This is a genomic window from Sphingomonas profundi, assembly GCF_009739515.1.
In the GTDB taxonomy this organism is placed as follows: Bacteria; Pseudomonadota; Alphaproteobacteria; order Sphingomonadales; family Sphingomonadaceae; genus Alterirhizorhabdus; species Alterirhizorhabdus profundi.
On the sequence record NZ_CP046535.1, the window covers coordinates 3,775,449 to 3,789,285 of the forward strand.

The 13,837-nt window shown below is 68.2% G+C and carries 13 protein-coding genes; 4 read left to right on the forward strand and 9 right to left on the reverse strand.

All coding sequences use genetic code 11. The annotated features are described in order from the left end of the window. From GNT64_RS17890 to GNT64_RS17910, 5 genes are read right to left on the reverse strand one after another with little or no spacing between them, the layout of a single operon-like run. Nucleotides 1-1,257, reverse strand: a complete 1,257-nt coding sequence (locus tag GNT64_RS17890; protein ID WP_156680752.1) for a sarcosine oxidase subunit beta family protein — start codon at nucleotides 1,255-1,257, stop codon at nucleotides 1-3. After that, a complete protein-coding gene (locus GNT64_RS17895; protein WP_156681737.1) occupies nucleotides 1,254-2,381 on the reverse strand; it encodes an NAD(P)/FAD-dependent oxidoreductase in 1,128 nt (375 codons plus the stop codon). Before GNT64_RS17895 ends, GNT64_RS17890 begins: the two co-directional genes overlap by 4 nt. Then, nucleotides 2,378-3,838 carry an NAD(P)/FAD-dependent oxidoreductase gene (locus GNT64_RS17900; protein WP_156680753.1) on the reverse strand — a complete coding sequence of 487 codons (1,461 nt, stop codon included), beginning with the start codon at nucleotides 3,836-3,838 and terminating at the stop codon, nucleotides 2,378-2,380. The genes GNT64_RS17895 and GNT64_RS17900 overlap by 4 nt, the downstream gene beginning before the upstream one ends. A 2-nt stretch (nucleotides 3,839-3,840) precedes the next feature. Beyond that, complete coding sequence (locus tag GNT64_RS17905) at nucleotides 3,841-5,100, reverse strand: cystathionine gamma-synthase family protein (protein ID WP_156680754.1); 1,260 nt, start codon at nucleotides 5,098-5,100, stop codon at nucleotides 3,841-3,843. Beyond that, nucleotides 5,090-6,298, reverse strand: a complete 1,209-nt coding sequence (locus GNT64_RS17910; RefSeq protein ID WP_156680755.1) for an aromatic ring-hydroxylating oxygenase subunit alpha — start codon at nucleotides 6,296-6,298, stop codon at nucleotides 5,090-5,092. Before GNT64_RS17910 ends, GNT64_RS17905 begins: the two co-directional genes overlap by 11 nt. A gap of 293 nt (nucleotides 6,299-6,591) precedes the next feature. Between GNT64_RS17910 and GNT64_RS17915 the strand changes: the two genes are divergently transcribed. Both GNT64_RS17915 and GNT64_RS17920 read left to right on the forward strand, forming a co-directional pair. Continuing rightward, nucleotides 6,592-7,911, forward strand: coding sequence for an MFS transporter (locus GNT64_RS17915; protein WP_231639086.1), 1,320 nt, complete (start codon nucleotides 6,592-6,594; stop codon nucleotides 7,909-7,911). A gap of 117 nt (nucleotides 7,912-8,028) precedes the next feature. Continuing rightward, complete coding sequence (locus GNT64_RS17920; RefSeq protein ID WP_156680756.1) at nucleotides 8,029-8,919, forward strand: LysR family transcriptional regulator; 891 nt, start codon at nucleotides 8,029-8,031, stop codon at nucleotides 8,917-8,919. Here GNT64_RS17920 and GNT64_RS17925 read toward each other — a convergent pair. Then, nucleotides 8,916-9,857, reverse strand: a complete 942-nt coding sequence (locus GNT64_RS17925; protein WP_156680757.1) for a fatty acid desaturase — start codon at nucleotides 9,855-9,857, stop codon at nucleotides 8,916-8,918. The two genes, GNT64_RS17920 and GNT64_RS17925, sit on opposite strands and share 4 nt — an antisense overlap. 114 nt (nucleotides 9,858-9,971) lie before the next feature. Between GNT64_RS17925 and GNT64_RS17930 the strand changes: the two genes are divergently transcribed. Together GNT64_RS17930 and GNT64_RS17935 are read left to right on the forward strand one after the other, a co-directional pair. Continuing rightward, a complete protein-coding gene (locus GNT64_RS17930) occupies nucleotides 9,972-10,805 on the forward strand; it encodes a transcriptional regulator (RefSeq protein ID WP_156680758.1) in 834 nt (277 codons plus the stop codon). Continuing rightward, on the forward strand, nucleotides 10,795-11,628 hold the full coding sequence (locus tag GNT64_RS17935; protein WP_197277080.1) for a phosphate/phosphite/phosphonate ABC transporter substrate-binding protein: 834 nt from the start codon (nucleotides 10,795-10,797) through the stop codon (nucleotides 11,626-11,628). The genes GNT64_RS17930 and GNT64_RS17935 overlap by 11 nt, the downstream gene beginning before the upstream one ends. 45 nt (nucleotides 11,629-11,673) lie before the next feature. Here the strand turns inward: GNT64_RS17935 and GNT64_RS17940 are convergent, their stop codons facing one another. From GNT64_RS17940 to GNT64_RS17950, 3 genes are read right to left on the reverse strand one after another with little or no spacing between them, the layout of a single operon-like run. Beyond that, a complete protein-coding gene (locus GNT64_RS17940; RefSeq protein ID WP_156680760.1) occupies nucleotides 11,674-12,210 on the reverse strand; it encodes a nuclear transport factor 2 family protein in 537 nt (178 codons plus the stop codon). 1 nt (nucleotide 12,211) lies between these two features. Then, nucleotides 12,212-13,399, reverse strand: a complete 1,188-nt coding sequence (locus GNT64_RS17945) for a cytochrome P450 (RefSeq protein WP_156680761.1) — start codon at nucleotides 13,397-13,399, stop codon at nucleotides 12,212-12,214. A gap of 1 nt (nucleotide 13,400) precedes the next feature. After that, nucleotides 13,401-13,826 (reverse strand): nuclear transport factor 2 family protein, encoded by a 426-nt coding sequence (locus GNT64_RS17950; protein ID WP_197277081.1) that lies wholly within the window; start codon nucleotides 13,824-13,826, stop codon nucleotides 13,401-13,403. Nucleotides 13,827-13,837 lie beyond the last annotated feature (11 nt).

The window sequence follows — 13,837 nt, forward strand, 5'->3', positions numbered from 1 at the left end:
TCAGCGGTGGTTCGGCAGCGGGCCGGCGCCCGATTCGTCGATCGTCGCGCCCCGCGCGAAGCGATCGAGCGCGAACGGCATCGCCAGCGGATGCGGCGTGCCCGTCGCCAGCGTGTGCGCATAGGTGAAGCCCGAGGCGGGCGTCGCCTTGAAGCCGCCATAGCACCAGCCGCCGTTCAGGAAGAGGTTGGCGATCGGCGTGGTGCCGATGATCGGCGATCCGTCAAAGCTCATGTCGGTGACGCCGGACCAGGTGCGCAGCATCCGCAGCCGCGACAGCGCCGGCATCAGCGCGATCGCCTGCGCGATGGCGCCCTCGACGATCGTCGGCTGGCCGCGCCGCGCGTAGCTGGGCCAATTGTCCGGATCGCCGCCCATCACGATCCCGCCCTTGTCGGACTGGCTGATATAGCAGTGGATCGAGTGTGACTGGACGACGCTGCGCACCATCGGCTTCACGCCTTCCGTCACCAGCGCCTGCAGGGTCTGCGATTCGATCGGCAGGCGCAGGCCGGCCATGTCCGCCACATGGCCGCTATGCCCGGCGACGCAGATGCCCACGCGCCCCGCGCCGATTCGGCCGCGTGTCGTCTCGACGCCGGTCACTCTGTCGCCGTCGCGGACGAAGCCGGTCACTTCGCATTTCTGGATGATGTCGACGCCCAGCGCATCGGCGGCGCGGGCATAGCCCCAGGCGACGGCGTCGTGCCGCGCGGTGCCGCCGCGCCGCTGGATCAGCGCGCCCTCGATCGGGAAGCGCGCATCGCGCGACATGTCGAGCAGCGGCTCGATCTTCGCCACCTGATCGCGCGTCAGCAGTTCGGCGTCGATCCCGTCGCAGGCCATCGCGTCGCCGCGCTGCGCCAGCACGGTCATGTCCGCATCGGAATGACCGAGCACGAGAGAGCCGCGCGGCGAGAACATCACGTTGTAGTTCAGCTCGTCGCTCAGATGCTCCCACAGCTTGAGGCCGAACTCGAAGAAATCGTGCAGCGGCTTGAGCCGGTAGTTGGAGCGGACCAGGGTGGTGTTGCGGCCGACATTGCCGCCGCCGATCCAGCCCTTCTCCAGCACCGCCACGTTGCGCAGCCCGTGCACCTTCGCGAGATAATAGGCCGTGGCGAGGCCGTGGCCGCCGCCGCCGATGACGATCACGTCATAGGATGCGCGCGGTTCGGCATCGCGCCAGGCGGGTTGCCAATGCTTGTGCCCGCCAATCGCGCCGCGGATCAGGCCGAATGCCGAGTAGCGGTTCATGCCAGCGGCTGCCAGCCCTGCCGCTGCACCCAGTCCGGCGCCAGCCCGTCGAAGCGGGAGAGCGCGAGTTTGCCGAGGTCGGTGAAGGTGCACTCGCCCTCGATCACCAGATCGCGCACCGCGTGACCCGAGGCGGGCGACAGGCCGAAGCCGACGCTGGACATGGTGGCGACGACGACATTCTCGGGATCGCCCATCCGGTCGATGATCGGGCGGCCATCGGGCGTATTCTCGATGACGCCAGCCCAGCTGCGGATCACGTTGAGATGCGCCGCGCCCGGCAGCAGCTCCGCCACCCGACGGGCGAGATTGCGGGTGAGCGGGGAGGTGGGCCGCGCCGCCGGCCCTGCCTCGCCGATCTCGATCCATTCGTGCGGGCCGCCGCCATAAGCGAGATTGCCGCGCAAGGTCTGGCGCCCGTAGAGGCCGTTGCCGTCCACCCCGCCCAGCGGCATCCTCGGCGCGGGCTCGGTCACGATCATCTCCGCGCGCGCCGCCGCCAACGGCACGTTCACGCCGAGCTTGGCCATCAGCAAGCCGGTCTGCGGCCCGGCCGCGACCACCACCGCGTCGCACTCGTACCGCCCGGTCGCGCTCTCCACCGCGACCACCTTGTCGCCGCGTGTCTCGAACCCGCTCACCGGGCTGTGCTGCACGATCCGGCCGCCGAGATCCTGCAACGCCCACGCATAAGCCTGCACCGTGCGCTGCGGGTTGGCGTGGCCGCCGAAGCGGTACTGGATGCCGCCCAGGCAATTGTCGCCGGCCATCGGCACGCGGGCGCGGGCCTCGGCCGCATCGAAGATATCGACGCGGTAGCCCATGCCGACGATCATGGTCGCAAGATAATGATAGGCCGCGAGCTGGCGCTCGGTAACCGCGATGATGATGCGTTCCGGCTGGAATTCCGTGGGATAGCCGAGCAGCGCGTCCATCTGCGGCCACATGCGCTGTTCCTCGTCGAACAGCGGGCTGGCATAATGGGATGCGCCGCCGCCGTTGCGGCCGGAGGCTTCCCAGCCGACGATGAACTTGTCGAGCACGGTCACGTCCACGCCCGAGCGCGCCAGCCACCAGGCCGAGCTGAGCCCGGTGACGCCGCCGCCGACGATGACGACCTTCATCGCGCCCACAGGGTTTCCCCGGCCGTCAGGCGCTCCTGCTCGCGCGGGGTGCCGATATCGCGATAGGGGATCCACTGCGTCGGGATGCCGAACCACACGTCCCAGCCCGCGCGCATCATGTCCGCCTCCTCCCAATCGGCCAGGATCCGCAGCGGCAGCGGCCGGACGGGCGCGCGGTGCGAGGCGAGGGGGATCGCGCCGAACGGCTTGCCCGCCTCCAGCGCGAGGATCATCGCGACCTGATCGCGGCACCGCCGCCCCTGGCAGACGCCCATGGCGGCGCGCGTCAGCCGCTTGATCTGGTCCGGGTGGGGCAGGCCGTCGTCGATCAGCGTGCCGAGCGACCGCGCCGCCATCGCCGAAGGCCGGGCGAGGTAATTGGGCGGCTGCACGCCGATCAGATCGCCCCGCGTCACCTCCTCGCACTGGCACACGATCGTGTCGGCCGGGCTGACCGCCCCCAGTGCCGCCGCCCAGTCCATGCGGTAGGCGACATGGTCGAAGCCGGTATCGGGCAGGCCGGCGCAGTCGCCGACGAACCCGATCGTCTGGTCCGCGGCCGGAATGTAGCCGCCGCGCATCGGGTCGAGCGTCCGCCCGCCGCCCATCGCGTCGAGCAACTCGATACACGGCACGAGCCCGATGCCGAGGCAGATCGTGTCGCACGCGATCTCCGTGCCGGATCGCAGGATCGCCCGCTCGACGCCATCGATGCCGCCTTCCGCGCGCGCCACCACGTCGCCGGTGTGGATCGCGATCTGGGCCGATCGCACCGCTTCCACCAGATCGGCGCGGCCCTGCGGCGCATCGCGCACCTCGATCAGCCCGGCCACCGCGACACCCTTGTCGCGCGCGAGCAGGGCGGTCTCCAGCGCCAGATCGTGCGAGCCCACGAACAGCACGCGCTTGCCGGCGAAAGCATCGTAGCGCGAGAGCAGCATCGTCAGCGCGGCGGCGCCCATCACGCCGGGCTGGTTCCAGCCGGGAAAGCCGATCGCGAGATCACGCGCGCCGGTCGCCAGCACCAGCCGGTCGAAGCCGACCAGCCAGGAGCGGCCCGCATCGGCCAGGCCCACCACCTGCTGCGGCAGCGTGCCGAAGGCGGCGCCGTTGCGATACACGCCCCATGCGCAGGTGCCGAGCAGCAGCTCCACGCCCGCCTCCATCGCCGCCTCCAGCGCGGGCTCGCTCATGAACACCGTTTCCAGCATCCGCTCGGCATTCAGCGTCGCGGGGGTCATGCGTCCACCGAAGAACAGCGGCACGTCGTTGCCCATCGCCGCGCCCGGCACCGGATGCTCGTCGACGAGCAGGACGGAGCGACCCTCGCCTGCTGCCGCCACGGCGGCGGCGATCCCGCTCGGCCCGGCGCCGATCACGACGACGTCATAGTGCGCCTCGGGCGCCGGGAGCTTGCCGTTCAGGGCATGGGGATCGGTCGGTTGCACGGCACCCATCGTCATACTGCCTCAAGCGCTTGGGCCAGATCCGCGATCAGATCGTCGGGATGCTCGAGCCCGATGGACAGCCGCATCGTGCCGTCGGTGATGCCGCCGGCAATCCGCAGATCGCGCGGCACGGCATAATGGGTCGTGCTCGCGGAATGGCAGATCAACGTCTCCGATCCGCCCAGGCTGACCGCCAGCTTCAGCAGCCGCAGCCGGTCGAGCATCCGGAACGACTCCGCTTCGCCGCCGTGGAGATGGAAGGAGAAGGTGGAGCCCGCCCCGGTGCACTGGCGATCATAGACCGCGCGCGCCCTGCTGCCCTCTTCCAGGAAGCCCAGATAGGTGACGCCGGCGACCTTTGGATGTTCGCGCAGCCAGCCGGCCACGGCCCGCGCGTTCAGCATCGCCCGCTCGATCCGCACGCTGGCGGATTCGAGCGAGCGGACGACGAGCCAGGCGGTGAACGGATCGCAATGGTTGCCCCACGTGGTGCGCAGTGCCCGCAGCTTCTGGACCAGCTCCAGCCGGCCGCTGATGCCGCCGGCGAGAAGGTCGCTGTGCCCCGCGCAATATTTGGTCAGCGATGTCAGGCACAGGTCCACGCCATGCGCGATGGGGCGCTGGGCGAACGGACCGAGCAGCGTGTTGTCCACCACGACGAGCGGGCGCCGCCCCTGTCGCTCCGCCACCTCGTTCGCCACCGCGACCATGAGGCGGAGATCGACGAGCGCGGCGGTCGGGTTGGCCGGCGTCTCCGCGACGATCAGGGCGAGCGGCCCCTTGGCCATCGCCGCCGCCGCCGCCGCGCGCACGCCTTCCGGATCGGTGCCGTCGACATAGGTCTCCACCGACGCGCCGAACTCCGGCATCACCGCGCCGTAGAGCATGTCCACGCCGCCGTAGATCGGCCGCCCGTGCAGCACGCTGTCGCCGGGCCGCACGAAGGCGAGGGCGATCGAGGAATGCGCCGCCATGCCGCTGGCGAAGGCCGCTGCCGCCTCCGCCCCGTCGATCGCCGCGAGCCGGCTTTCGAGTATGTCGAGACCGGGATGGCCGAGCCGCGCGTAGATATGGCTGCCGCTGCCGACCAGCGGCCCCTCATTGTCGAAATAGGCGCGGTGGATGTCCTTGGCGTGCTGCGCCGACGGATAGATGAAGGTGGAGCTCAGATAGACCGGCGGCTTGACCGCGCCGAGCGCCTGCGCCGGATCGTAGCCGAAGGAGACGGCCAGCGTCTCCGGCCGGTAGTTCGCAGGGTGTTCAGGCGACATGGGCGAGATATGCCTGCGCGGTGTCGCAATACCAGTCGGTGAAGCGCAGGGCCAGGCTTTCCGCCTCGGCCGAGTAGGGGCCGGGCACGAAGCCGGGGCTGTTGACGCCGCGCTGATTGTTCTCCGCCAGTTCCTTGTCCTGCAGATTGGTGCGCGTCCACAGTTCGATCAGGCTCTCGACATCGTAATCGACGCCCTCGACCGCATCCTTGTGGACATACCATTTGCCGAACACGTGCGTCTCGGTCGGCGAGACGGGCATGGCGCTGAAGATGAAGACGTGATCGGCGGTGGCGTGCATGAAGCAGTGGGGATCGATCGCCAGCCGCATCGATCCGACATAGCCGTCATTATGGTCGCACATCAGCTTGCCGACGACATGCTGCCCCGTCATCGAGAGCGTCACCACATCGGGATTGAGGGCGAAGCGGGCGAGCTGCCACCAGCTGCCCTCGATCGCCTCGCTGGCCAGATCATGCTCCGTCATGGTGTTCAGGAAGGCAAGCAGGCGATCGTCCCCGTCCGCGTCGAAATGCTTCTTCACGCCGACGGGAAAGGTGCGCGCCAGCTCGGGATGGCCGATGGCGCAATGGTAGCATTCGCGGCCATTCTCCATCACCAGCTTCCAGTTGGCCGATTCCGAGATGACGCTGTGATGGGCGAGCTTGGCATTCTCCATCCGCTGCGGCCCGAGATAGACTTCCAGCTTCTCGGCGAAGTCGTCGAACGCCGGCGGCTCCTCCGCGAAACAGACGAACAGCGCGCCGGATACCTGCCGGAGGTGCAGTTGTCGCAGACCGTGCTCGGCCTTGTCGAAATCCTCGCCCATCCGCATCGCGGCGAACAGCGATCCGTCGAGGTCGTAGGTCCAGCGATGATAGGGGCAGACGATCTTCGGCGCGGTGCCGCTGCCCGGCTGGCACAGGATGGAGCCGCGATGCCGGCAGCTGTTGTGGAAGGCGCGGATCTCGCCGTCGCGGCCGCGCACGATCAGGATCGGCCAGGTGCCGATCATCTCGGACAGGTAGCTGCCCGGTTTCGGCAGCTCGCATTCGAAGCCGATCATGATCCAGCTGCGGCCGTAGATGGCCGTCATGTCGAACTCGAACGCCTCGGCGCCATTGTAGAGGCCCTGCGGCAGGCAGTGCCCCTCGCGCCGTTCGGCCACCAATGCGCCTATCCGATTCAGATCGATCATGCCGCCAGATCCTCGCGAGCCGGCCGCTTGGGTGCAGGAAGTGGCCCGCGCCAGCCAATCGGATTTGCTCATGCCCCCATGTGATAAACTGCGGCTGGGGCACCACTGCGAGAAAGCCGCGCGTTTCAGCCACTTCGTCGAGGCTGCGGCCCGTCAACAATCTTCGCCGCGCGAGTGGATTTCACAAAAGCATCACCATAAGCTGCCCGTCGGGCACCGCCGGACCTTTCCGCCGGGCTCGAACCGGATCGGCCCGCGCGTGGATCGGGACGGCACCAGGGGGCAGGTGACGCATGGCAGGCATCAACGTCGCGACCATGGGATCGGCACCTGCCGAAGAGAACACCGCATCGCCCGCGCTGCGCTGGTACGTGCTGTTCGTGATGATGCTCGCCTACACGATCAACATCGCCGATCGCTACGTGATGTCCACGGTGCTGGAAGAGATCCGGCTGGAACTGCACCTGACGGACGGCGGCGTGGCGTTCCTCACCGGCGTGTCGCTGGCCCTGTTCTACGTCGGCATGGGCTTCCCGCTCGCCTGGATCACCGATCGCTACAGCCGCCGCAACGTGCTGGCGGTGTCGCTGGCCGTATGGTCGTTGATGACGACGATGTGCGGCTTCGCGCGCAGCTATACCCAGTTGCTGCTGGCGCGCATCGGCGTGGGCATCGGCGAGGCCGGCGGATCGCCCGCCTGCACCTCGCTCGTCTGCGATTTCTTTCCCGCCGCGCGGCGTCCGATGGCGCTCACCATCTTCTGCCTGGGCGCGCCGCTCGGCGCCTGGCTTGGCGCGGACGTGGCGGGTGCGGCGGCCCACGCCTATGGCTGGCGCGGCGCGTTCCTGGTCCTCGGCGTGCCCGGCGTCCTGCTCGCGCTCGTCGTGCTGTTCACCATCCGCGAGCCGAAGCGCGGCTGCCTCGACAAGATCTCGCCCGAGGAAACGCCGAGCGTCATGGAGACGCTGCGCTTCATCTTCAGCCAAAAGGCGGCGCTTCACGTCTTCATGGCAAACGGCGTGACGACGCTCTGGGGATGGGGGCTGATGTGGTTCACCCCCACCTTCCTCCAACGCTCCTACCATCTCGACGTCGGGCAGGCCGGAAGCCTCGTCGGCCAGATCTACCTGATCGCGGGCGTCGCCGCATCCTTGCTGACCGCATGGATGCTGGCGCGGCCCTTCTTCGTCGACCCCCGGCGCATCCTGTACCTGCTCGCCGGCATCAACGCGATCGCCACCATTCCGTCGATCATCGCCTACTCGACCGACTCGCTTCCCGTGACGACGCTCTGCCTGTGGCTGTTCATCCCGGCGGTCTACATGATCCTCGGGCCGCAATGGGCGCTGACGCAGAACCTGTCGCCACCCAAGATGCGGGCGATGTTCAGCGTGGTCGGGCTGCTGATCGCCAACGTGTTCAACCTGATCGTCGCGCCGCAGGGCGTCGGCCTGCTCAGCGACTATTTCGCGGGCCCGGGCGGCGCCGACGCGGCGTCGCTGCGCACCGCCCTGATGTTCCTCGCGCCGACCGGGTTCTGGGCGGCGATCCACTATGTGCTGGCGGCCCGCACGATCGTCGCGGACCAGAGGCGGGCGATCGGCGGCGCCTGATCGGCATGGAAAGGGTTTGACCGGATTTCGGCCGGCGGGCAGACTGAAGCCCTTCCGGGAGACGCAGCGATAGCCTCCGACCGACCGATCAATCGCCGCTGGCTCCCCCTCAACGCCCTGCGCGCGTTCGATGCGGTGGGCCGGCACATGAGCTTCACGGCGGGCGCGCAGGCGCTCACCGTCACCCAGAGCGCGATGAGCCGGCACATCGGCACGCTTGAGGATCTGATCGGCAAGCCCTTGTTCGAGCGCGGACCGAGCGGCCTGAAGCTCACCGCGGCCGGCAAGACCCTGCTCCCGGTGGTGAACAAGTCGCTGGATCGCATGGAGTTCGCGCTCAACGGCATCCGCGACGAGCAGATCGAGACCCGCCCGCTGCGCGTGCATATCCCGCCATCCCTGCTGTACCAGAACGCGATCACGCTGCTGCGCGATTTCCACGCCGAGCATCCGGACATCCGCATCGACGTCCTGACCTCGAACGTCACCGGCGAGCCGCGCACCGACGTCGACATGGCGATCGTGTTCGATCGTCCGCGCGTGGACGACAAGGTCGCGGATCTGCTGCGGCTGGTGCGGGTGGCGCCGTTATGCTCGCCTGCCACGGCGGCCACGGCGGCCGACAAGTCGCTCGAACACTTCCTCCGCGACGGCGAACTGCTGCACGTCAAGCTGGAGGGCGAGCCGCGCTGCCTGCTGTGGAGCGCCTATGCCGACCAGCAGCGGCTTGATATCGACACGGCGGGCGGCATGGCGTTCGATACCGCCATCTCCGCCGCGCGCTACGCGATGGTCGCCACCGGCGTGGTCCTCGCCGATATCGACATGTTCGCGCAGGAGATTGCGGCGGGCCGGCTCGTCATGCCCTATGATCGGGTCTCGGCGGACGGGTTCGGCTATTATCTGAAGACCAACGTCGAGGATCTGGCGGACCCCGCCATCGTCCTGTTCCGTGACTGGATCATCCGACACTTCCGCGATCGGCCGCTGGACGCCTCGTCCCTCTAGCGACCGGCCGGGTGCCGCACCGGCTCCTTGGCGCGGAAGGCGAAGCGGCGAAGCACCTCGCCATACCCCCGATAGACATAGCCGCCGTTGATCCTGCGCCAGTCCGCACGGCGCTCCCGATAGGCGCGCGGCAGCGCATACCAGGGCAGCCGGGGCTCGGCATGATGGACGGAATGCAGATTGTTGTTCAGGAACAGCAGGCCCAGCCACGATCTCTCGACGATCACGATCCGATGCGCCGGCCGCTCCGCCCAGCGATGTTCGCAGAAAGACCGGACGGCGAGGATCGACAGCGCCAGATAGGCCGCGAGCAGATAGGCCCAGGCCCACATCGCGAAGCCCAGATGCACGATCGCGGCGACGATCGCGAGCCCGATCGCATGATGCGCCCAGGCCAGACGATCCCGGCGCCGCGCCTGGGGATCGGCCCGCCGAGACAGCGCCTTCATGTCCGCCCACAGGAAGGTCGCTGCCCCGATGAGGGGACCGATGACCATCCGGACGCACAGCATGTTGTTCCATGCCAGCAGCCTGCGCACGATCCACGGCAACCGCCGCCAGTCGCTGTGAGCCAGATAGAAGCTTTCCGGATCGTCGAAGGGATCGGTCAGCCGCTCGTCGACATGATGCAGCAGGTGCAGCGTGCGATAGCGGCGATAGGGGACCAGCAGACCGAGCGGGAGCCACACCAGCGCCTCGTTCCAGCCGGCCGATGGCGTGGGATGGCGGTGGATCGCCTCGTGCTGGAGCGAGGAGTGCAGCACGATCGTGATCGCCAGCAGCACCACCGACAGGAACGGCACCGCCGCGTAGAGCAGGCCGGCGACGAGCCACATCGCATGGCAACCGACGATCAGCCCCAGCGTGGGCCACTCGATCGCGGCGACGGCGACTTGCCGGCGGTTCGTGGGTCTCGCGTGCTGCGTGAGTTCGTACATGGTCGCTCGAAGGTCGCAACGTCTCTCCGTTGCATCAACGTGTCTATGGTGACGGGCCGTTGACGATGCGCATCGGGACGATCATCCTGTGACAATAGTCATCAGAGGTGATCTTTGGACAAGCGCGACCTTGCCGGGATATTCAGCCAGCGGCTCACCACGCTGTTCGACCGTTCACGCGGCAGCCAGGCGGCGTTCGCGCACTCCATCGGCATCGATCGTTCCGCATTGTCGCTGCTGCTCTCGTCCAGAACCGCGCGCCTGCCGCGCGTCGAGACGCTGCTGCACATCGCCGAGCGCCACGCGGTCACGCTGGACTGGCTGCTCGGCCTGTCGGAGGACGAGGGCGTCACCGGCGCGATGATCGCGAGCGGGGCGATCGAGACGGGCGAGGATGACGGCGCGAGCCTGCTCATGCGCTGGCATGCCGAGGCGAGCGGCATGAAGATCCGCTACGTTCCGGCCCGCATCCCCGATCTGCTGCGCACTACCGACGTGATCGCCTACGAAGCGTCGGCTTCCCACCAGAGCGCGGCGACCCAGGAGGAGGGGGCGGTCTTCCGGCTCGACTATAATCGCGCACCGGGCACCGACATGGAATCCTGCATGCCCTACCAGACGCTCCAGCAGTTCGCCGACGGTTCGGGTATCTGGAACGGGCTGTCGCCGGAGGTCAGGCGGGCGCAGCTGGACCATATGGCCGCTCTGATCGATGAGCTGTATCCTTCGTTCCGGCTCTTCCTGTTCGATGGACGCGCACGCTTCTCCATCCCCTATACGATCTTCGGATCGGCCCGCGTGGCGGTGTTCGCCGGGCAGATGTATCTGGTGCTGAACAGCGTGGAGACGATCCGCACGATGCAGACGCATTTCGAGGGACTGATCCGCCACACCCACATCCACGCCCATGAGGCGGCGGAGTTCGTGCGGTCGCTCCGTGTCGGCTGAGGCGGGGCCGGCGGGCCGCCTCGTCAGCCTTGCGATGTATGTCGATCCGCCGGCGGTGCGCGCCGCGACCCGGGCATTGTGGGCGCACCTGCGGGATGCCCTTCGGGCAGCCGGGTTCGCCGACGTTCCCGATGCGGCGGACGAGGCGATCGCCTACGATGCGGCGTGGCTCAGCCCCAATCTGCTCCTCGCACAGACCTGCGGCTACCCCTTTGCCACCCGGCTGCGCGGGCGCGTGCGGCTGGTGGCGACGCCCTGTTACGATCATCCGGGCTGCAGCGGGGCCTATGGCGGTAGCTTCATCGTCGTGCGGGCGGAGAACCGGGCCACGTCCGTGGCGGATCTGGAGGAGCGGCGTGCGGCGATCAACGATCGGGCCAGCAACAGCGGCTACAACCTCCTGCGCGCGACGATCGCGCCGTACGCCCGGAACGGCCGCTTCTTCGCCGATGTGATCGAGACGGGCGGACACGCCGCGAGCCTCGCCGCGATCGTGGACGGCGTTGCCGACGTTGCCGCGATCGATTGCGTCACATGGGGCAACATCCGGCGGCACGCGCCCGACCGGCTGGCGCCTCTCCGCATCCTCGCGGAAACCGCGAAGACGCCGAGCCTGCCGCTGATCACCCGCGCCGCCGCCAGCGACGCCGAGGTGACGGCCCTGCGCACGGCGCTGCATGGCGCGGCAGCCGATCCCGCGATGGCGGATACCTGCGCCACGCTCGGCCTGCGCGGCTTCACCGTGCTTGGCGACGCCGATTACGACGTCGTCCTGCGACTGGAGCGGGACGCGATCGCGCTGGGCTATCCCATCGTCGCCTGAGGCATCGCGGCCCGCAGGCGGTCACGTGACCGGTCGGCAGACCATCTACAGGCCGAGGGAGGCTATGGCCGCGGCTCGGTTGGCGTCACAAAAGACGATTTTCATGTTCTCGGCGAGCTTGGGCTCGGTCATGTCGAACATGCCGTTATTGCCCGAGACCCACTGGAAATCATGCTTGATGCGATTGATCTTCCACTCCTGGTCGACGCGCGTGAAATACACGTCGTACCAGCCATGCTGGTTGTACTCGGACGCACCGAGATCGCTCGATTTCCAGTGGCGCGCGGTCATGTAGACGATGGCGAACGCCTTGTCCCCGTCCACGCTGATGTCGAAGTTGGTGAAGACATGGTGTCGGCGCACGGGGGACAGGATCAGCTCGGCGAAGCGGGTCCAGTCGTCCGCATCCACCTGGATCTCCTCGAAACTGGTCAGCCGCTTGAAATCGATCAGGACCAGGTCGGTGAAGGTGGAGCGATAGAGCGGCCAGTCGCCGGTATCAAGCGCGCGGCCGAAGTTCAGCATCGTCTTGGTGATGGCACGCTCGTCCCAGATGAGCGCGAGCTTCTCGGCGTCGGTCATGTCAGTCCTCGATGGTCTTGGGCGTGAAGCGGACGTCGAGCGCGGGCAGGTAGCAATAGTCGCCCCCGCCGAACGCGAAGGGCGGAACCGGCTCCCCGATCGACAGATCGGGCAAAGTGTCGAGCAGCTCCTCCAGCAGAACCTTCAATTCCATCCGGGCGAGCGCCGCGCCGGGGCAGCTGTGGATGCCGAAGCCGAACGCCATGTGCCGGGTGGAGGCGCGATCGATATCGAAGCGGTCCGGCGCCTCGAACTGCGCCGGATCGCGGTTGGCGGCGGCCCAGCCCATATAGACGTCATGACCGGATGGAATGTCCACGCCGTTGACCTCGACCGGGCAGACCGTGCGGCGGAAGAAGCCGTAGAAGGGCGGGTAGAGCCGCAACGTCTCCTCCACCGCCTGCGCGATCAGGCTGCGATCCGCGGCGATGCGATCGCGCAGCGCCGGATCGGAGAAGACCGCCCACACGAGGCTGGCCATCGCCGACGTCGTCGAATGATGCCCCGCGCCGAGAAAAGCGGCGAACAGGACGACGAAGTCCTCGTCGTCCAGCACCCTGCCCTCGACCTCAAGGCCGACGAGGGTTGTCAGGAAATCGTCGCGCGGGCGGGCGGCGCGTTCGTGCACCTCGGTGACGGTCAGCGCGCCGAACGCGGCCTGGCGGTGGCCGAACAGCTCCGGATCGCCCTGCGCCGCGAACATCTCGATCGCGGCACGGCGGATCGCCGGCACCATCTCCTCGTCCACGCCGACGAGATGGCAGATCGTCTCGGCAGGGACGGGCTCGCACAATTCGGCGACGATGTCGCAGCCGCCCGAGGGCGCGAGCCGGGCGAGATGGCGCCGGATGTCGGCGCGGACGAACGGCTCCATCCGCACGTCCGTGCCGGGCGGCAGCGCCTGGCTGAAGATGGCCCGCCACGCGCCGTGGCGCGGCGGATCCATCTCCAGCGCCGGGATCGCCTTGCGCGGCAGCATGGGGCGCAGCACCTGCGGCTCGGACGAGAAGCGGCGATGGTCGGCCATCGCCTTGCGCACGGCCTTGTAGTCCAGCAGCAGGGTGAAGCCGTCATGGGCGTCGCTGTGCGCGACCGGGCAACCGCGCGCGGCCTCGAACAAAGCGAGGCTGTCGGCCGGGGTGGCGGTGTAGCAGCTCCAGTCGCGGAAGCCGGCGGACGTATCGTTCATGTCAGGCGACCGCCACGCCGGCCATCTCGGCCTGCGCGTCGCCCCAGCGGCGATTGCCCTCGACCACCTCGGCGAACACCTCCGCCTGATCGAGATAGGCGCGCTGCTCGCACAGAAGGCGGCCGCGCGTGCGGATCACGTCGCAGCACGGGACGGTGACGACCTTGCCGTCAAGCCGCTCGTAATCGACGTTCGCCTCGACGAAGATGAACTCGCCCGCCTCGGTAAGCCGCCAGATATTGTGGCGCAGCCGCCCGATCATCGTCCAGAAATGGTTGACCACGACGCGGGCATCGTCCTTGCCGATCACCGGCGGTCGCGCACCGAACACGAACCGGTGGTCGTCGGTCAGCATGTCGATGAACCCGTCGATATCCTTGCGATCGACGGCGCGGAACCGCTCCAGCACCCAATGATCCGGCACCATGTCGCTCTCCT